The organism is Pseudomonas sp. GW821-FHT02H09 (assembly GCF_059421425.1).
This window is the reverse complement of sequence record NZ_JBWKVA010000033.1, coordinates 26,903-46,840: the sequence shown is the minus strand read 5'-3', so window position 1 is coordinate 46,840 and position 19,938 is coordinate 26,903. Positions and strand designations below refer to the sequence as shown.

The window sequence follows — 19,938 nt, the reverse complement described above, 5'->3', positions numbered from 1 at the left end:
TCAAATTTAACTATGTTGCAATGCGCCCACCAGCCCTATCTCCCCCACCACTCGAGGCGCGCCATGACTACTCTTCTGCATATTGAATGTTCCCCACGCAAGCAACGTTCGGCCTCCCTTGAAGTCGCCCGCAGCTTCATTGCGCGTTACCAAGAACACGCCCCAGACACCGAAATCATCACGCTCGACCTTTGGAACAAGGCTTTACCGGAATTCGATGATCTGGCAATGGAGGCCAAATACGCCGGACTCAATGGCACGCCCTTGACCCCCGCACAACAAGACGCCTGGAACACGCTGAAAGATCTGGCAAGTCACCTGCACCGCTCGGATGTGCTGGTGATGTCCGTACCGCTGTGGAATTTCAGTATCCCGTACAAACTCAAGCACTTCATTGACCTGGTGTCGCAGAAAGACATTCTGTTCAGTTTTGACGCGGAGCGCGGCCTGGAAGGCATGCTGCTCAACAAAACCGCTGTGGTGATGTACGCCCGTGGCCTGGATTTTTCGGCGCAGTCGAGCACGCCGGCAACACGCTTCGACTTTCAGAAGCCCTACGTTGAAGCCTGGCTGAAATTTGTCGGCGTGACGGATGTGCATTCGGTGATTGTGGAGAAAACCATCCTGGGCGAAGACGTTGATCGCATAGCGCGTGAGGCCGCGACTCAGCAGGCCAGGAGATTGGCAGACAGTATTTATCGCTGACGTTTCAGGGGCTCGGTTGGTGTGGGCTGTCTCACGCGACTGTAAGCGCAGCTCGCGCTTTCGCGTATCGCAGCAGGCCGATCTTGATGCCGATCAGTATGGGCGCGGCGACGACAAACAGCAGGGCCACGGCGTAGAACGCGGTGTCGAAGGCAATCACCGTGGCCTGACCTGACACGACCTTGCCCAAAAGGCTCGTCGCTGCCCTGCCAGCGGCCGCTTGATCCATCCCCTTCCCCACCAACATCGCCGTGGTGGTCGTCAGCCGTTCGATGAGCGCGTTTCCCCCAGGGGTAACGTTGGCGCCGAGGGCCGCGACATTGATGACGATGTGATGGTCGATCAGGGTCTGGAGCCCGGCGACACCTATTAAGCCACCCAATTGACGCCCCGTATTGAACAGGCCGATGCCGCAGGCGAGGTTGCGGTTGTTGAGGTCGCTGAAGGCGATCAGCGTAATTGACAGAAACAGGAAGCCAAGGCCCAGGCCGCGCAACAGGATAGCCGCCATCATGTCACCGGTGCCGCTGTCGCTGGTGGAACCGGACAGCATCCACATCGTCCCCATGATAAGCAGGATGCCAAAGGGCACTGTCGCAACCGGTGGAACGCGGCGCACTTTGATAAAAAAGGCAGCGATGAGCAGCGAGCCAACAAACAGACCGCCACTGGGCAGCAGGAGCAAGCCGGCATCGGTCGGGGTGAACGCCAGCACCGACAGGGCGAATGCCGGAATCAAAAATGCGCTGCCGAACAAGGCGGCGCCAGCGACAAAGCTGACGATAAAGGCAAAGGTAAAATCACTCGATTTGAACACCGTGAAATCGAATAGCCCCGGGCCTTTGGCCAACGCTTGTTGGCCGAAAAATGCCAGCAGCGCGGCGGTGCCGATCATTGTCAGCATCAGGATCCGAGGTTCCTCGAACCAGTCCCATCGGCTGCCCTGGCTGAACACGTAGGTGAAACAGAACAGGGTGGCCGAGATCAGGGAGAAGCCGAGCCAGTCAAAGGGACGCTGCCGGACCTTGGCAGGCGATGGGCCGTCTGCGATGAACAAAAGGCCGGTCGCCGCCAGGGCCAGCGGTACCACGCTGAAGAAAATCCAGGTCCAGGACTGACTGTCGATCAACCACCCTTGAAGGGCCGGGGCAATAGTCGCTGGCGCGACCACCGAGCCCATGGCAAACAGGGCTTGAAGGATCGGCTGAAAGGCACGCGGCCAGGCACGAAAAATCATCGCCTGGCCCGCCACCAGCAGGGTGCCGCCGGCGAAGCCTTGAATGATGCGAAGCGCGATCAGCAGGTCCAGTCGAGCGATGATGGCGGCCATGCAGCACGCCAGGCCCATGGCCAGGGTTGAACCGATGATCAGGTTACGCGCAGAAAAACGCTGCATCAGCCATGGGGCCATGATGAACCCGATCAGCTTGAGCGTGGTGTAGCCGACATCCAGCCAGGCGAATTCATCAGGTGTTGCATAGGTGTCGCCGATGATATCGCCGCGCCCGATCGAAAGAACGGTGCCGGCGATCGCTTCCGTCAGTGTGGCCAGCACGATGCCCACGATGAGCAGGACGCCAGTCGTAGCCTTGGCGCTGCTCGGCGTTGCGCTGGCAAAGGTGTTCATGAGCCGCCCCCTTGCGTCACCTCCACCCGCGCGGACAGACCTGGCACGATGCGCCCCGGCAGCGGATTGTCGGCCAGCCGGATCTTGACCGGAACCCGCTGCACGACACGGACAAAGTTCCCGGTTGCGTTGTCAGGCGGCAGCAAGCTGAACGCCGCCCCACTCCCCGGTGCAAAGCTGTCGACCAAGCCTTCAAGCACCGTGTTGGGGTAGCCATCGACCGTGATGCGCACGCGCTGTCCGGGGCGGATATGTTCGAGCTGGGTTTCCTTGAAATTGGCCACGACCCACACATCATTGACCGGCACGATATCGAGTAAGGAAACGCCCGGCGTAACGAGCCGGCCGATACGAACCTGGCGGTTACCGACGACGCCACCCACAGGCGCGCGTACCACGGTGTAGTCGAGATCGATTTGGGCGAGATCGCGCGCAGCCTCTGCTTGCGACACGGCCGCCACGGCAGCCTCTCGCTCGGCCACATAGACGGCGATGTGTTGCTGTTGCGCCTCGACCGTTGCCGAAGCGGCCGATACCGACGCCTCGGCTCTGGAACGCGCCGTGCCGGTTTCATCGACCAAGGCTTGGCTCACCGCGTTGCTGACGATCAGTTTGCGACTGCGATCGTGGGTCTTGGTTGCCAGATCCATGTCGGCGGTGGCTGAACGTCGTTGGGCTTCGGCCTGCCGAATCAACGCACGCTGAAGCTGGGTCTGCGCATCGACATGGGTCAGTCGAGCCTTTGCAGCGCTGACATTAGCCTCTGCTTGCGCAAGCTTTGCGCGATAGTCCCGGTCATCGATACGAAACAGGACGTCACCCGCCCGGACGGTCTGGTTGTCCACGACCTCTACCGCAGTGACATAGCCGGCCACCTTTGCGGCGAGTGAGGTCACGTCACCGCGAACATAAGCGTTATCGGTCGAGGTTGTGCCGCTCGAAACAGCCATGGTCCCCCAGGCGGCCACGACCACCACCGCGCCGACGCACAGTAATATGCCGATTGTCTTGCGCGTGCTTAGCCGCGCCACTACGACGGGGGGCCCGGCGATTGCCCCGGTGGCAATGGTGGCCTTGTCCTGGAGCGAGTTCATTTTTTCATTTCCTGCTCAATGCCATGCACTACAGCAACCCCAGGGCGGCAGTGGCCTGCCGCCCGGCTGTCGAACGTCGATGAGCGCGCTTATCGGCTCACTGCCTGGCAGGTGTGACGAGCACCTTTTCGTCGGTGTCGAGGACGAACACGGCCATGAGGCGTGCGGGTTTCGTGTCGCTGGCGTTCGCGCTGACTTGATGATGGGAGCCAGGCTCCTCAACGAAGTTTTCGCCGACGTTGTAGACCTTTTCCGGCCCGCCGTTGACGCGGCTGCGGACCGAGCCCTCCAGGACCGTTGCATAGATGAAGGCCGATTCAGGATGGGTGTGGGACGGTGACGAAGCGCCCGGCGCGTACTCGACAAGCACGCCTTTCATGCTCTTGCCGGGGATATTGGGAATGGGGTGGTCGAATACGACCGTCACGTTGACGCCGGGCCGCTCGTCGGCCGACGCTGTGGTGATCGACAATGCCGCAAAAGCAGCGGCTAAGAGAAATCGGCTAACCATGGCAATAATCCTTCGTGTGCAGGCGTTATGACGGCGCGCCTCATTACCGGCGCGGCGTCTTCCAGAGTTGTCCCTGGAAGCCTCAGCGGCCCGCTTCGGCCGTTGACTGGCTGAGCCAGTCTTCGAAACGGATCGCGCCCAGGCGCGGGTTCTTGCCGGGGGTCAGCGATTGATCGTCAAGCACGGCGCCGTAGTAGCGTGCGTGTACGTCCGGTACGACCTGGCGAGTATCCTGGGTGGCCCGCAGAAAGCGCCTGATCAACTCGTCGAGCGGCATGGCCTCGGGCCCCGCGACTTCGACCGTGCCATTGACCGGCGCTGCAAGCACGACATCGGTAAGTGCCGCCACCACGTCGTCGGACGCCATCGGCTGGATCAGCGCCGGCGAAACGCAAAGCTCTTCGCCGACGGTAAACGAATGGGCAATGCCGCCGACAAATTCGAAGAACTGCGTGGCACGCAAAATAGAGTAAGGAATGCCGGATGCCTTGATAAGGCTTTCCTGCGCGACCTTGGCACGGAAATAGCCGTTCTCGGGAAGCCGTTCGCTCCCGACAATCGACAGGGCAACGTGATGGCGAACCCCGGCCGCCGCTTCGGCGGCCAGCAGGTTACGGCTCGACGTTTCGAAAAACTCGAGGACAGCCTGGTCCTCCCACGACGGCGCGTTCGCCACGTCGACGACGATGTCAGCACCATCCATCGCTTGGGCCAGGCCCTCGCGGGTGATGCTGTTTACGCCCGTGCTGGGGCTAGCAGCGAGCACGTCATGGCCGCGCTCGCGGAGGTTCTTCACAAGTTTCGATCCGATGAGGCCGGAGCCTCCGATGACGACGATCTTCATGGGCTTTCTCCACGTATCGACTGCAACCATTGCGTCGGTGTAAGGAGAGATTGCCTGCGCGCGTGAGCGTAGTCCTTGTGCCTGCTGTGGATTTCCCTCCACGAACGCTTGGTTTTACGTCCAAAGACGCCGCTGTCCGCCGCCGTCTCTGCCACGGACGGTGCGGCGGGTTTAGCGCTGCCGTATCATCAAATCAAATACTAATCGCCAGTCGCCTGGGACATGGAGTTGCGGGCGCTTCGTCAGGGGGAACCTCACTTTGCCATTCGTGTTTGAAGACTACGTGCTCGATGAGGAGCGCCGGGAACTCACCTTGCGCGGGCAAACAGTGGCCGTCGGACCGCAGGTTTTCGATCTATTGCTGCTGTTCGTCAACAACCCCGATCGTGTCGTCAGCAAAGACGACCTGCTCAAGGCGGTGTGGAGTGGCCGGATCGTCTCGGAATCGACGATCACCAGTCACATCAATGCGGTGCGCAAGGCCATCGGCGATACGGGTGAGGAACAGCGCCTGGTGCGCACCGTCGCCCGCAAGGGCTACCGCTTTGTCGGCCAGATCAAGGTCGGCGGGATCGGCGAAGCGCAACAGCCTGACCAGCCTGCCATCGACGAACGCGCGCACACAGACCCGAAGGAAATGCCCTCCTCCTCGCTCGTTCTCCCGGACAAACCCTCGATTACTGTCTTGCCCTTCCAGAATTTGAGCGGCGATCCGGAGCAGGAATATTTCGCTGACGGCATCGTGGAAGACATCATCGCTGCCCTGTCGCGTATCCGCTGGCTGTTCGTCATCGCGCGCAATTCGAGCTTCACCTACAAGGGCCGGACGGTGGACGCCAAGGGCGTCAGCCAGGAGCTGGGCGTTCGCTACGTGCTGGAAGGCAGCGTGCGCAAGTGCGGGAACAAGGTACGCATCACCGGGCAGCTCATCGACGCGACGAGCGGGACGCATATCTGGGCGGAGCGCTTCGAAGGCACGCTCAACGACATCTTCGAGCTGCAGGATCAAATCGCCGAAAGCGTCGTCGGTGCCATCGCACCGCAACTCGAACGGGCAGAAATTGAACGTGCCAAACGCAAACCGACGGAAAGCCTGGACGCCTACGACTACTACCTGCGCGGAATGGCAAAACTGCACAACGGCACCCGGGAAGCCCTCGACCAGGCGCTGCCGTTGTTCTACAAGGCCATCGAGCTCGATCCGGAATTTGCATCGGCCTATGGCATGGCAGCCTGGTGTCACTTCTGGCGCAAGCTGAATGGCTGGATGACCGATCGTATACAAGAGATCGCTGAGGGCGTACGGCTTGCGCGTTTGGCGGTGACGCTTGGCCGGGATGATGCAGTCGCGTTGACGCGAGGCGGACATGCATTAAGCCATCTCGCCGGCGATGTTGACGGCGGCATTGCATTGCTCGACAGGGCACGTCTGCTCAACCCCAACCTCGCCCCCGCCTGGTACTTGGGCGGTATCCTGCGCGCGCTGCGCGGTGAAACAGACGCCGCCATCGAGCAGCTTACCCATGCCACTCGCTTGAGTCCGCTGGATCCGGAAATGTTCAGGATGCAGGTCGGAATGGCGCTCGCGCATTTCTTCGCCGGGCGCTTCGATCTCACGACGGACTGGGCGGAAAAGGCGCTGGGCAACCTGCCCAGTTTCCTGGCCCCGGTGGCCTTGGTGGCGGCCAGTCATGCCCTCAGCGGACGAATGGATAAAGCGAGGTTGGCGATGCAGCGTCTTCGCGAGCTGGATCCCTCTTTGCGCATCTCAAACCTGAAAGACTGGCTGCCCATCCAACGGCACGAGGATTTCGCGCGCTTCGTCGATGGACTGCGGTTGGCCGGGTTGCCCGAGTGACCGTGGAACGGTTCCATGTACTCAAAATCATCGGGAATGTGCAGGCAGACGATACGTTTGTTCGCCAGTTCCGAACGCAATCGTGCGATGAGTTTTTGCGGTGGATGGGCTGCATGACAGTGTTCATTACGGAGTCACGTGCATTGTGTCCATGGTCCGCTTCTGATCTTTTTCTGCCCCATGCTATGGGCATCCCCACTGTCAAAACGATTGCCAAGGTGCCCCCCTGGAAAACCTTTCCTCGATCCAGTGCTTGAACGCCGTCGTCGTTGCCGTGTTGTACCTGGCGGACGGGCGTACCAGATAGACGCCCGCGTCGGCATCCAGCTGCCACTCCGGAAGCACCCTGACGAGGTGACCGGAATCGATGTCTCTCTTCATGAGCCACTCGCCTCCAGCAAGAATGCCCAGCCCCAGGCAGGCGGCGGACAGCAATGCCTCATTGTCGTTGCTGACCATACCGCTACGCACCCTGACGGACTTCTGATCGCCATCGCGCGTCAGCTTCCACTCCGGGTATGAGTGCAGCCCGGTGAAGCCGAGACAATTGTGGGCATCGAGGTCTGCCGGAACTTTCGGCTCTCCATGGCGCTGCAGGTAGGCAGGCGCGGCACACAGAATACGACGGTGGTCGCACAGCTTCCTGGCAACCAGTCGACTATCTGAAAGCTCACCGATTCGGATCGCGGCATCGAAACCCTCCGCGACAATGTCCACGAATCGCTCCGAGTACTCGACCTCCAGCGAAACCTGGGGGTACGCCAGGGCGAACTCCGACACTATCGAGCTGAGCCATAGCCGCCCCATCGCCGCTGGCAAGGCAATCCGCAGTCGCCCTCTGACCTGCGCCGCGCCCTGAGCTGCATCATGCTCAGCTTCCGTAATCAAGCTCACTGCATGGCGAAGCCGCGTGACCAGGCGCTCCCCTTCGTCCGTGAAGCGCAGTTGCCTCGTGGTCCGTTCGACCAGGCGTATCCCGAGACGAAGCTCCAAGGCGCTGAGCCGCTTGGACAGCACCGAAGGGTGCCGTTGCAGCATCCTTCCCGCCGCGGCAAACGAGCCGTGGTCGGACAGAGCCAGGAGTGTGGCGAGTTCATCCGCCTGACGGCTATCGAACAGATCCATACAACTACAAACCTCGCGGACACATCCAGACAAAGGGCTCTGGCGAAGGCCCGGGGCATACGCCTGGTCCCGGCCTGCGCTCAGGGCGTGAGTATCATCGCGCCTTGCGACCGCCCATTCTCCAGATCGGCGTGCGCAGAGGCTACGTCGGCCAACGGGTAGCGACGCCAGATTCGTGGCTGGATGATACCGTCGGTTATCGCTTGCAATACATCCTTTGCGCGCTCCTGATACTCGTGCGCAGTGGCCGTGTGCGCGGCGAGGGACGGTCGGGTCAGGAAGAGAGAACCCTTGGCGTTCAGGGTGCTGACCTCGATGGCAGGCGTCGTTCCCGAGGCCATTCCGAAAGATACCAGCAGGCCACGCGGGCGAAGGCTATCCAGGGAAGCCTCGAAAGAAACCCGGCCGATAGGGTCATACACGACGTCGACCTTTTTCCCCTTGGTTACCTCGGCGACCTGATCGGCAAGCGTAGCTGCGTTGAACACCAGTACTTCATCACAACCGGCTGTCTTTGCGCGCTCGACACTTTCCTGCTTCGAGACCACACCGATCACGAAGGCGCCCAGATGTTTGGCCCACGGCACCATGATTTGCCCCAACGCGCCCGCAGCTCCATACAGCAGCACCCTGGAGCCGGGGCCAACGCGATAGGTTGTCTTGAGCAGATAGTGGGCGGTAATGCCTTTGAAGAGCACCGCTGCCGCTTCGTCGAAGCCCAGATCATCGGGAATCTTCACGAGTCGATTGGCCGGATAGAGGCGACCACTGGCGTAGGCGCCAATCGGGCCGGTGGCGTACGCGACCCTGTCTCCCACCGCCACCTCGGTGACGTCCGGCCCTATCGCCGTAACATGCCCGGCCCCTTCAAGACCGAGACCGGATGGCAAAGGAATACGAACAGTGCCGCAGCGCTGGCTCAGGTCCAGGGGGTTGATCCCAATGGCCGCCTGCTCCAGCCAGACTTCTCCGGCACCAGGTGATTGTGTACTTGTCTGTTCGAGCCGCAAGACCTGAGGCCCACCAATATTCTGAATCCTGACGCAGCTTACCATCTTGATCTCCTGGCGCATTCGTTGTGCTGAGGAGTGTAATTGGTCGAAAACAAAGCACTAGCCAGGAAAATTGCAGTTCATAAGTGCACTGAATGCAACAATAAAGTTAAAGGCGCAGATGGGGACTCTACGGCCGCGCTGGCTGCTAGACGTCAGCGGTTTAGCCATGAAGGTGGTGATACCGTTCAAAAAGGGAAAATCTGAGGGTTGACATGTATACGTATTCAGAACTTAATGTCTTCTATCGTTTTTCAGGTGTCTTGTCATGAGTACAAACCGTGGATATGGAGGCGTGACTAGCCGTCATGTGGCGCAGCGGGCTGGCGTCTCGCAGCCCACCGTATCCCGTGTATTGGCGGGACACCCTTATGTGCGCCAGGCGGTTCGCGACAAAGTGATGGCCGCTATTCGGGAACTCGACTACAGGCCTAATGGCAACGCGCTTGCCATGCGTACCAACCGCACCGGCAATATCGGCGTTGTCGTTTCCCGCCTCGCCAACCCCCTGTACCCGGAACTGCTGCAGATACTCGGCCGCACCCTGATCCGGGCCGGGTTCCGTATGGTCGTCTGGAACACAGAAGAAATGGATGAACAGGCCGCGATCGATGCCGTGCGCGAAAGTCGTGTCGACGGCGTGATCATGACGACAGCGACAGTGGCCTCGACTCGGTTGTATGACGCACTGCAAATGAATGCACCAGTGGTGCTCATCAACCGTGTAGTGGAAGGATGGCCTTGTGACCAAGTCGCCAGTGACAATCTGGATGGCGGGCGGATGGTTGCCGAGTATTTCCTGAGATCCAATCGCCGTCGTATCGGCATGATTCAGGGGCCTATCACTGCCAGTACGATTCGGGATCGCCAGACCGGCTTTCAACAGGCTCTGGCGGAACAAGGCGGGATACTCGATCAGTCCGTGTGCACGTCGGTGGAAGAGTTCTCGTATAAGCAAGGATTTGATGCAACACGTCGCCTTCTGGAACTGCCTGAGCCGCCCGACGCGCTGTTTTGCGTCAACGACATCATCGCCCTGGGCGCTATAGATGCGGCTCGCGATAAAGGGGTTGATATACCGGAACAACTATGGATTGTGGGATACGACGACATCGAAATGGCGAGCTGGAAGGCCTTCGATCTGACCACAGTTCGTCAGCCGATGATCAAAATGTCCGAAGGCGCCATCGACCTGCTTTTGGAGCGCATCAATGGCTATGATGGCGAACCGCGCATCGTTTGCTTATCAGAAGAATTTGTCGTGCGCGGATCATCTGGCCTCCTCCCTCTCAACTAACCCAGACCTGAAAAGCAGTTCCGATAACATTGAGGTGAATATGAATACGTATTCATAACCATGGCCAAATCGGCTGGTCAGCGAGCTGATTGATCTGCCACTCCTGTGTCACCGCCAAGCAATAAGCGCTTTTTTTTTAACTGAATATGAATACGTATACATGAGCTGAAAATCCAATAAAAACGCCTCCAAAAAGGAGGCTCGATCAATAACGCAAGCATTTCTACAGGAGCAAAGCATGAGCGTTCAGCCAGGGAGACATGAGCTTTCTTGTATAGAGGAACCGGCGCGTCAGGTACCGGTGCGCCACAGGGTGGATGTACTTGTTGTGGGTGGAGGACCTTCAGGAATCGCCGCTGCGACCACTGCGGCTCGCTTGGGTGCAAATGTATTGCTGGTCGAGCGCAATGGGTATTTGGGCGGCGCTCTAACCATGGTGACACTGGGCAGTATCTGCGGCCTGTACGCCGTTGCCGGGGACGAGGTCATCCCCGTGGTTCGCGGATTTGCTTCGGAAATCATCGAGCGGCTTAAGCAGATGGGAGGGGCCAAGGCGCCAAAACGTTGGTTGAAGACCGCCTCCATGCCTTATGACCCCTCGATGTTCAAGATTGTGGCCGATGAAATTGTCATCGAAGCGGGGGTCAAGCTGGCCTTCCATAGCCTGGCGGTGAACGTCTACAAACAAGGCAATGAGGTGCGTGGTGTCACGTTTGAAGGACGCGATGGACGCTGGGCGTGTCTGGCAAATGTGGTTATCGATTGCACCGGCGATGGCGACATCGCTGCGCTGGCTGGGGCGTCGTTTGAGCACGACACCGAAGTCATTCAGGCTCCCACCACGATGTTTCGGCTAGGCAACGTCGATGTCGAACGTGCCAGTGCGCTCACCCGTGACGAAATGAAAAGTTGCCTGGAGCAGGCGATTGAATCAGGGATGACGTTGCCCCGGACCGCAGGCGGCGCGTTCAGCAATCAGCCTGACAGCATGCACTTGAACATTACCCGCGTCGTAAAAGATGGCCGCTCACCGGACCCTCTGGATACCGCAGAACTGACCCAGGCAGAACTCGCCGGGCGCCAGCAACTCAAGACCTATTTGAAAGCCTTCCGTGACTTCGTGCCCGGCTACGAAGAAAGCGTTATCGCCGACATTGGGGCCAACATCGGCGTGCGCGAAAGCCGCCGAATTCGCGGCGACTACTGGCTCACTCTGGAAGATGTGCTGGGAGAGGGACGATTCAGTGATGCAATTGGATGCAGTGCCTGGCCCGTAGAGGAACATGGCGCCGGGCGTGCGACGAAATGGATCTTCCTCGAACCCGGGACCTACTACCAACTGCCCTTTCGAATGCTGCTACCGACCGGGCTTGAACGCCTGCTCGTCGCAGGGCGTTGCGCCTCAGCTTCCCATGACGCTCACGCGTCAATGCGGGTGGGCGGCGTGTGCATGGCCCTCGGTGAAGCGGCAGGCGTCGCGGCAGCACAAGCCGTTGCCAATCAATGTCTCTTGCGTGACCTCGACATCCCGGCACTCAGACAGCAATTGCTACGGCAAGGGGCATTTCTTGGCGATGACGTCCGCTGAGCCAGCCCCCCTACCCCATTAAAACGCGTGGAGAAGATCATGACAAAATACCGATCCAATTTCGAGCCAGGCACGACACGCTGGGCCATCCGCAAAGCACAATGGCACGCGCTGGGCCTTTCCGATGAAGACATGGAAAAGCCGAAGATCGCGATCATCAACTCTTCATCAGAGCTGTCTATTTGCTTCAGCCATCTCGATGAAGTCGCTGAGCTCGTCAAGCAAGGAATCCGGGAAGCCGGCGGTCTGCCGTTCGAAATCAAAACCACCGCTCCGAGTGATTTCATCACAGGTGCGGGCCGTGCCGGTCGTTACCTGATGCCTTCGCGGGATCTGCTGGTCAACGATATTGAAGTGGCGGTTGAAGGCGCATTGCTCGACGGCATGGTCTGCCTGAGCAGTTGCGATAAAACTGCGCCGGCCCATTTGATGGCTGCCGCACGGCTGAATATTCCAAGCATTCTGGTCATTGGCGGCTATCAGGCATGCGGCAAAATCGACAGTAAAAAGGTCGACATCGAAGACGTTTTCGAATCCGTCGGAGAGCTGGGCTCAGGCAATATCTCCATCAAAGATATTTCCGACATGTGTGAGGTGGCCGTGCAAAGTCCCGGCGTATGTGCAGGCATGGGGACCGCTAACACCATGCACATCATGGCAGAGGCCATTGGCATGACACTTCCCGGCAGCGCGCCCGTCGCAGCCCGGAGTGAGCGCATGTGTCAGCTTGCAATCGAAGCAGGTCGCCGCATCGTCGGCCTGATAAACGAAGACCTGCGCCCGCGCCAGATCATGACACCGCAAGCCTTTGCAAATGCGGTGTCGGTTGGGTTGGCGGTCAGCGGATCGATCAACATGCTGCGCCACCTTCAAGGTGTAGCGGCAGAGGGAGAGATCGATGTAGACGTTTATGAACTGGTCGATGAACTGGGTAAGCGGACGCCTCTGCTGGCGGCTATCAAACCCAACGGCCCGGGACGTATTGAAGACCTTGAAGCAGCAGGCGGCACAGTGGCCGTGATGAAGCGACTGGAGTCTCTATTGAACGTCAATGAGATCACTGTGAACGGTAAAACCGTCGCGCAAAATCTCGCCGCCGCGCAGGTGTTGAATCCTGAGGTCATCGCCAGTCTGGAACAGCCGATCAACCCTGGCCCCTCCGTCATCATGCTTCGAGGATCGCTCGCCCCGGAAGGCGCGATCATGAAACTCGGCCTAGGCGGCAAGGCACAGACATTCCGTGGCAAAAGCCGGGTTTTCGAAAGCCAGGAGCAGGCGCTGGAGGCGCTCTCGAACGGAGAAATCACTAGCGGCCAAGTCATCATATTGCGTGGACTGGGAGCCCGCGGCGGTCCCGGTGTGGCCTCTGCTTCCTGGTTCGTGGCGGCCGTCAATGGTGCGCACCTGGGTGACGATATCGCCGTCATCACAGACGGGCAACTCTCGGGATTGAATCGGGGATACACCATTGGCCAAGTCATGCCGGAAGCAGCAGACGGCGGTTCGATTGCACTCGTGCGTGATGGCGACAGCGTATTCATCGATATCGCCCGGCGAAAGGTGGAGTTAGAAATCACCCCGGAGGAAATGGACTCAAGGCGGTCCGCACTTTCGCCATTCATTCCAAGTGAAAAGATGGGCTGGTTGCGCATTTATCAACATATGGTCCAGCCCCTCTCCAAGGGGGGAACGCTGAAACCCGGCAAATAATCTTACCGTTGCATAAATACCTGGGTAGCCTGAACTATCACGCTGCCGGGTACTCACTTTGCAGGAGATAATAATAAGATGTTACATTCTATTAGTGTGCTCAGTATTGTGGCCCTTTACATCGTAATAACGACGTTAGTGGGTTCGTGGTCGGCAAAGTATACGAAAGACACCTCTGCGTTCATGAGTGCAAAGAACATGATGGGGATCTTTGTGGTCGGCATCCTGCTCATGTCGGAATTCATCGCCACCGGTTCAACGCTTGGCACCGCCGAGGCCGCCTATTCGAAAGGTATCGCCTCTGCGTGGAACGTCATTTCCCTGGGGCTCGCCTTCGTGCTTTATGGCTTTTTCATGGCACCGAAGTTTCAGAAGACCGGGTCTTACACCATTTCGGGAGCGCTCGGACAACGGTACGGACATGGAACCCGGATGGTAGTGTCCTTGGTCATGACCTATGCGCTTATCGTGGTTAACGTCGCGGCCTTTACCGGCGGCGGGGTTATTTTCGCCACACTGCTCGGGCTACCCGTTCAAGCCGGTGTCTGCATTATCGGTATTGCATCTATTTTCAACGTTACCTTCGGCGGTATTCGCGGGGTAGGTATCTCTAACCTGATCCATATGTTTTTCAAGTTCGTGAGTCTGATCACGATCGGATTGTTCGCCTACTTCATGCTGCGCGATCATCCAGAGATGGCGGCCAAGATCCCCGATAAGCTCTATACCTTGGACGGCGTACCGACAAAGACCTTGGTATCCTGGACATTTGCAAATATCGGCGCGATCTTTGCGACCCAGTACGTCATCCAATGCATCAGCTCTTTGACCACGCAAAAGGAGGCGCGTAAAGCAAGTTTTATCGCTGCAATCTTTATCATTCCCGCAGGTTTGATCTCTGCCTATATAGGCATTGCGGCCCGGGGTGCCTACCCGGATATCAACCCGGTCATGGCCTTGCCGATCTTCCTTAACGCCATGCCGGCCTGGATGGCAGGCGTTGCGGTGATGGGGATTATTGCAGTCACGTTTGTCACCATTCTTGCGTGTCAGGTAGGGACAACCGCCCTACTCATGTCGGACTTTATTATCCCGTTCGTAAAGCCGGATGAGGCCAATAAGCTGAAGATCACGCGAATCGTATCCATCCTGGTCGGCCTGATGCCTATCCCCTTCGCGTTATTCGTCCCCGGTCTGCTGGATACCATATTTTTTGCGCGGGCGTTGCGCACCGCGATCGCAGTGGTAGCGGTATTCCTGTTTTATCTTCCGGGCATCGGTAGCGGCAAGAGTGCGATGTTTGGCCTGATGGGAAGCGTAGTGGGCACTTCTATTTGGTACATGCTGGGCGATCCATGGTTCGACGACGTCTATATCGCCATGGCGGTTCCTGCGCTGTTCATGACCGGTGACCGCTTGATATTCGGCAAACGAAACATAGCCAGCACCGACAAAGGCACGCCTGGCAATGGAGATAAGGTCAAAGGCCTTCAACCCGGCACCTCATTGCAGTAACGCGTATTAGCCATCAATCCTGTCCGTGTGCTCAGGAGCCGCCTGTATAGTGATATTTCTCATCAACCCGGGCGCGCTCCGCCCCTTTCGCCTGAGACCTCGTCAGCGAAGGTAGTTTATGCACTTCATTTCCCTCCAACGCTCGGGCTTTCACTCGCTAGTGGCCTGAGCGGTTAAGTCATTTTGCTACAGGCGACGCATAGACTATGCGGCCAATGTCATGGATTGGTTATACGCATGCCTCGGCCAGCGTCTCCCTTCGCTTTAACGCCTTCAGACCTCATTACCCTGCACCCCACCGCCTGAAGATCTTAAAAATCAGTAACGAGCCTCATTTCGCCGACAAGGTGGTCGACGTGGTTGGGCTCTATCTGAACCCACCGGATAACGCCTTGGTGTTGTCAGTTGACGAGAAAACCCAGATCCAGGCGTTGTACCGGGGTGCCTTCACCAGCGTGGCCGACTTGAAAACGGCTATCCGCCAATTTATCGAAGCTCATAACGAGTATTCGGCCAACCCCTTTAAATGGAACAAAACGGCTGAGGCCAGCATCAGTTCGGTACACCAGGCAAAGCTGAGTATGACAAAAAATAAATTAATGGATTAACCGCTCAGGCCACTAGATGATAAAAACCTGCCACGGCGCCTTCTGGGCGATTACCGCCCTTCTTTAACGGTATATATCGACTCATATCTGCCGGTCACAACCGCAGACTTCGGTAAAAACAGAAATCACAAGTCCACTTTCGTCCTGTTGCTTGGGGCGTTTTTCAAAAAATTTTCGTAGTCCTGTACGATCTTTACGGGTTCCGTCCTCCCCCCTAAGTGATCACGCAGGATGGTTCAGTGATGCAACCCATCTTGACAATTGAAAACCGGGCGGACTATTGTCTGACAACCTGACTAGGAAGATTGTCTTATGCTTGAGGTACAGCGTCCCGATTCTCTCGTGGTGCGTGTTGTCAGCGCCATCCGCGCGGAAATCGACTCCGGCCAGCTTGCACCCGGATCGCGTTTGCCGACTGAACAACAGTTAGCGGAACAGCTGAACGTTAGCCGCTCAGTAGTTCGCGAGGCTATCGCCCAGCTGAAGGCCGATGGTGTATTGCTAGCACGGCGAGGCCTTGGATCATTCATTTCCCAGACACCCGCCGGGACGGTTTTCCGGTTCCCGAAAAAAAACGACTACAGATCAGACCTCGTGCAAATGTTCGAAATGCGTCTGTGGATCGAAACCCAGGCAGCCTCGATTGCTGCTCAGCGACGAGACGCAGCAGATCTCCAACGCATGAAAGAAGCGTTGCAGGAAATGCATGACAAACGCACTGACTTTGAAGGTGCGGCCTTGGCGGATGTGGAATTTCACCGTGCAATCGCCGAAGCCAGCAAGAATGACTATTTCGTGGCCTTTCATGACTTCCTAAGAGGTCAGCTGGCGGCCGCGCGCAAAACAGCTTGGGAAAACTCGGCTTCTCGCTTAGTCGGCGGTTCGGCAGATGCTGCCTACGAGCACCAAGCGCTGTACCACGCCATTGAAAATGGTGATCGGCATGCCGCTGCTGCCTGTGCAGACGCCCACTTGCGCGCATCAGCCAAGCGCCTACAACTTGAGCTTCCTCCTATGGACTGAGTCAAGCTCGTTATGAAGCCCTGAAAGCATGCACTGGTATGCGTGATTTTTACAAAATCATTAGTCAGACAACCTGATAGCCTGATAACAAGACCAGCCATTTACTGATCTATGGTAACCACACAATGACTTACGACTTTTGCATCATCGGCGGGGGGATAGTGGGCCTTGCCACCGCGATGGAGTTACTCAAACGCCAGCCCAACGCATCGCTTGTTATCCTCGAAAAAGAAATAACATTGGCCAAGCACCAGACAGGTCATAACAGCGGTGTGATACATGCTGGTATTTATTACGCCCCAGGCAGTCTCAAGGCTGAGTTGTGCAAGCGCGGTGCCGAGGCAACCAAGCAGTTCTGCACTGAGCACGGCATCAAATTCGACGTCTGCGGCAAGTTGCTGGTGGCCTCGACCGCCCTCGAAGTCGAGCGAATGGAAGCGTTGTATGCCCGCTCGCAACTCAATGGAATGAAAGTCGAGCGTCTTGACGCGGATGAGCTGCGTCGCCGGGAACCAAACATCATTGGGCTCGGCGGGCTATTTCTCGACGCCACCGGCATCGTCGACTACCGGGAAGTCTGCGAAACCATGGCCCGAGTCATTACCAGCAGCGGCGGTGAGATCTATCTGGAAAAGACTGTTACGGCCATAGAGGAGAACGGTGACAACGTAACGATCAGCACCCATGACGGTGTCTGGCGTGCGAAGAAGCTGGTGGTCTGTGCCGGCCTGCAATCAGATCGCCTGGCGACAATGGCGGGCATCAAAATTGACCACCAGATAATTCCGTTTCGCGGCGAATACTTTCGCTTGCCTGCAGCGAAAAACAACATCGTCAATCACCTTATCTACCCTATACCAGATCCTGAGTTGCCGTTTTTGGGGGTACACCTGACCCGCATGATTGATGGCAGTGTCACCGTAGGCCCAAATGCTGTGCTGGGTCTGGGCCGTGAGAACTACAGAAAGTTTTCGATCAATTGGCGCGATGTGGCCGAGTACACAACCTTCCCTGGCTTCTGGAAAACCATCTGGCAAAACCTGGGTTCCGGTAGCGTGGAGATGAAAAACTCATTGTTCAAATCCGGATACCTGGAGCAATGCCGAAAATATTGCCCGTCACTGAACATTGACGATCTTCTGCCGTATGAGGCGGGTATTCGTGCCCAAGCCGTCATGCGCGACGGCACCTTGGTGCATGATTTTTTGTTCGCCGAAACGCCACGCATGCTCCACGTGTGTAATGCGCCCTCTCCTGCCGCCACTTCGGCCATTCCCATAGGTTCTATGATTGCCGACCGAATATTAAAACCCAACTAATACCGACTCAACTGACCTCCATCTAGATCTGCATCGTTGATGTCTGCTGGAGGGGCGATGGTCAAATACATTCAAAAAAACCTATTGGCTCGCAAGGGCAAATAGAGAGCAACTAGCGTCGACTTTAAAATAAATACAATGAAGCATGAGGAAATATAAAATGACGGCAATTAAGACGATAAGTCCTTTAGTGGAAACCCCAGAACAAGCCAGAAAACGTTTGCGTAAAGTTGCCGCGGCCACCATTTTTGGCTCAATGCTTGAGTGGTACGACTTTTACTTGTACGCAACAATGGCCGCGATTGTGTTTTCGAAAATCTTCTTTGATAACAGCGATCCCAAAACTGCATCGCTGTTAGCATTTTCCACATTTGCCATCGGTTTTATTGCTCGACCGTTTGGCGGGGTAATTTTCGGTTATCTGGGAGATAAATTCGGCCGCAAACAAGTGCTGGTGCTGACCTTTTGCTTGATGGGCGTCTGCACAACCTTGATCGGCCTGATTCCCAGCTACGCCTCAATCGGCATATGGGCACCCATCATTTTGGTCGCGGTAAGGATCATCCAGGGGCTGGGGGCGGGGGCCGAGTTGTCTGGGGCGGCAGTCACCTCCTATGAGCATGCTTGCGAAGGTAAACGCGGAAGTCAGGGCGCGTGGCCGGCACTGGGTCTAAACCTGGGTCTGTTGCTTTCATCGCTGACCGTTTATCTGCTGACCATTAATGGAAATGAATTCCTGCTGTCGGGCGGATGGCGGATCCCGTTCATTTGCAGCATTGCGTTAGTAGCCGTAGGTCTTTGGGTTCGCAGCAGCATTCCGGAAACTCCCGAGTTCGCTGATCTGAGCAAGCAAAAGGTAAAAGCCAAGGCGTCGCCCCTGAAAGCACTGTTCAAGAATGACCTCAAAGGGCTGGGTGTCGTATTTTTCGTGGCTGTTGGCTACAACGCTTTGAGCTACATTTTCAAAACGTTCTCCCTGGCCTACCTGACCCAGTTCAAGGGAGTTGATGTTCATGTCACGTCATTGTCAGTGACTATCGCCAGTATGATCGCCATTGTCGCCGTACCCTTCTTCGGCTGGCTGTGCGACAAGTGGAGCAGCAAGACAGTGCTCATACTCGGCGGTGTGTTTTCGCTGCTGTTTGCCTACCCGTTCCTGGCGCTGCTTAACACCGGCGAGAGTCTGATGATTTATGTGGCCATAGGCGTCGGCACCGGCATCCTTGCCCCCATGATGTTCGCTCCGCAAGGTTCTTTCCTGAGCCGCCAGTTCCCTACCCAGACCCGTTCCTCAGGCTTCGGCACAGGGCGCGAAATCGGTACCGCCATCGCAGGAGGACTAGCACCGCTGGGAGCATTGTCGTTGGTGTCCACGTCTGCAACCCACTCCACAGATGGAGTTGTCATCATCCTGGCGATAGCGTCGGCATTGGTCGTGGTTTTCGCTCTGTGCGATCAAGGACGCAAGCACTCAGCGTTTAAAAACTAAGAAGTGAGTGATCGTGGAAAGTTGGCGGAACCAGCTCCTCCCCAACAACCCGCCTTAAAGTGTATGGGAGTTGATGCAAGCCACTCGCCGTTCGTCGCGACGAACCAGCAATTTGCCCATAGCTTCTCGACAACCGCAATGCAGCGGTTCTGCAAGCCGTACCCTCTGTAGCGGTTGTGAAAGACTGCGTACAAGCGCGATACGGTGTTGCCAGCGGATGCAGTGCTTTGCTATTGCCCCATAGTCTTATCCGACTGAGTGGTATGGATCGGCCGATTCTGTTGAAAAAGTCCCATCCAATCATCGCAGCGAAAAGCCATGTTGTGGAGATTGAAATCTGGCCAGATTTTGAGTGACGAATCTGGTCAGATTTTTCGTAGCGACGCGAAAAAATGTGCGTTTTCTTGCCTCACTCCGAGGTTGAAATGATTGCCCGGACCTTTTCAACAGCATCGGCCAAAACAGTCGTTCGGATGCGCCTACAAATTGAAAGTCAACTCAGATCGCCTGACGGCAGGCAGAAAAGTCCACATAGTCGAGCTCAAGCCCGTTGCCGTGCTCCAGTGCCCATCA

General features: G+C 57.2%; 15 protein-coding genes and 1 pseudogene. 10 read left to right on the top strand and 6 right to left on the bottom strand.

Features of this window, described 5'->3' with window-relative positions:
- Positions 1–63 precede the first annotated feature (63 nt).
- The gene (locus AC07VR_RS30050; RefSeq protein ID WP_495013443.1) at positions 64–705 is read left to right on the top strand and encodes an FMN-dependent NADH-azoreductase; all 642 of its coding nucleotides are present in this window, start codon (positions 64–66) and stop codon (positions 703–705) included.
- Positions 706–736: 31 nt separating this feature from the next.
- Here AC07VR_RS30050 and AC07VR_RS30045 read toward each other — a convergent pair whose 3' ends face one another.
- The 4 genes from AC07VR_RS30045 to AC07VR_RS30030 all read right to left on the bottom strand — a co-directional run bounded on the left by AC07VR_RS30045 (position 737) and on the right by AC07VR_RS30030 (position 4,781).
- Positions 737–2,332 (bottom strand): DHA2 family efflux MFS transporter permease subunit, encoded by a 1,596-nt coding sequence (locus tag AC07VR_RS30045; protein WP_495013442.1) that lies wholly within the window; start codon positions 2,330–2,332, stop codon positions 737–739.
- The gene (locus AC07VR_RS30040; protein WP_495013441.1) at positions 2,329–3,426 is read right to left on the bottom strand and encodes an HlyD family secretion protein; all 1,098 of its coding nucleotides are present in this window, start codon (positions 3,424–3,426) and stop codon (positions 2,329–2,331) included. Before AC07VR_RS30040 ends, AC07VR_RS30045 begins: the two co-directional genes overlap by 4 nt.
- Positions 3,427–3,523: 97 nt before the next feature.
- Positions 3,524–3,937, bottom strand: coding sequence for a cupin domain-containing protein (locus AC07VR_RS30035; protein WP_495013440.1), 414 nt, complete (start codon positions 3,935–3,937; stop codon positions 3,524–3,526).
- A gap of 82 nt (positions 3,938–4,019) precedes the next feature.
- A complete protein-coding gene (locus AC07VR_RS30030; protein ID WP_495013439.1) occupies positions 4,020–4,781 on the bottom strand; it encodes an SDR family oxidoreductase in 762 nt (253 codons plus the stop codon).
- Between the two features lie 259 nt (positions 4,782–5,040).
- Here AC07VR_RS30030 and AC07VR_RS30025 point away from each other — a divergent pair, with 259 nt between their 5' ends.
- Positions 5,041–6,639: a winged helix-turn-helix domain-containing tetratricopeptide repeat protein gene (locus AC07VR_RS30025; protein WP_495013438.1), complete on the top strand. Its 1,599-nt coding sequence runs from the start codon at positions 5,041–5,043 to the stop codon at positions 6,637–6,639.
- Between the two features lie 201 nt (positions 6,640–6,840).
- On the opposite strand, the gene AC07VR_RS30020 is transcribed toward AC07VR_RS30025, so the two are convergent.
- The gene (locus tag AC07VR_RS30020; protein ID WP_495013437.1) at positions 6,841–7,764 is read right to left on the bottom strand and encodes a LysR family transcriptional regulator; all 924 of its coding nucleotides are present in this window, start codon (positions 7,762–7,764) and stop codon (positions 6,841–6,843) included.
- Between the two features lie 80 nt (positions 7,765–7,844).
- A complete protein-coding gene (locus tag AC07VR_RS30015; protein ID WP_494995567.1) occupies positions 7,845–8,819 on the bottom strand; it encodes a quinone oxidoreductase family protein in 975 nt (324 codons plus the stop codon).
- Between the two features lie 265 nt (positions 8,820–9,084).
- On the opposite strand from AC07VR_RS30015, the gene AC07VR_RS30010 reads away from it, so the two are divergent.
- The 8 genes and pseudogenes from AC07VR_RS30010 to AC07VR_RS29975 all read left to right on the top strand — a co-directional run bounded on the left by AC07VR_RS30010 (position 9,085) and on the right by AC07VR_RS29975 (position 19,365).
- Positions 9,085–10,113, top strand: coding sequence for a LacI family DNA-binding transcriptional regulator (locus AC07VR_RS30010; protein WP_495013436.1), 1,029 nt, complete (start codon positions 9,085–9,087; stop codon positions 10,111–10,113).
- Positions 10,114–10,351: 238 nt separating this feature from the next.
- Positions 10,352–11,701, top strand: a complete 1,350-nt coding sequence (locus AC07VR_RS30005; RefSeq protein WP_495013435.1) for an FAD-dependent oxidoreductase — start codon at positions 10,352–10,354, stop codon at positions 11,699–11,701.
- A 39-nt stretch (positions 11,702–11,740) separates the two neighbouring features.
- The gene (ilvD, locus tag AC07VR_RS30000) at positions 11,741–13,411 is read left to right on the top strand and encodes a dihydroxy-acid dehydratase (RefSeq protein WP_495013434.1); all 1,671 of its coding nucleotides are present in this window, start codon (positions 11,741–11,743) and stop codon (positions 13,409–13,411) included.
- Between the two features lie 183 nt (positions 13,412–13,594).
- The gene (locus AC07VR_RS29995) at positions 13,595–14,926 is read left to right on the top strand and encodes a sodium:solute symporter family protein (RefSeq protein WP_495013433.1); all 1,332 of its coding nucleotides are present in this window, start codon (positions 13,595–13,597) and stop codon (positions 14,924–14,926) included.
- 314 nt (positions 14,927–15,240) lie between these two features.
- Positions 15,241–15,366 (top strand): annotated as a pseudogene (locus tag AC07VR_RS29990) (IS630 family transposase); the annotation flags it as partial.
- Between the two features lie 480 nt (positions 15,367–15,846).
- Positions 15,847–16,557 (top strand): FadR/GntR family transcriptional regulator, encoded by a 711-nt coding sequence (locus AC07VR_RS29985; RefSeq protein WP_495013432.1) that lies wholly within the window; start codon positions 15,847–15,849, stop codon positions 16,555–16,557.
- Positions 16,558–16,682: 125 nt separating this feature from the next.
- Positions 16,683–17,876, top strand: coding sequence for an L-2-hydroxyglutarate oxidase (gene lhgO, locus AC07VR_RS29980; RefSeq protein ID WP_495013431.1), 1,194 nt, complete (start codon positions 16,683–16,685; stop codon positions 17,874–17,876).
- Positions 17,877–18,036: 160 nt separating this feature from the next.
- Complete coding sequence (locus AC07VR_RS29975; protein WP_495013430.1) at positions 18,037–19,365, top strand: MFS transporter; 1,329 nt, start codon at positions 18,037–18,039, stop codon at positions 19,363–19,365.
- Positions 19,366–19,938: the final 573 nt, after the last annotated feature.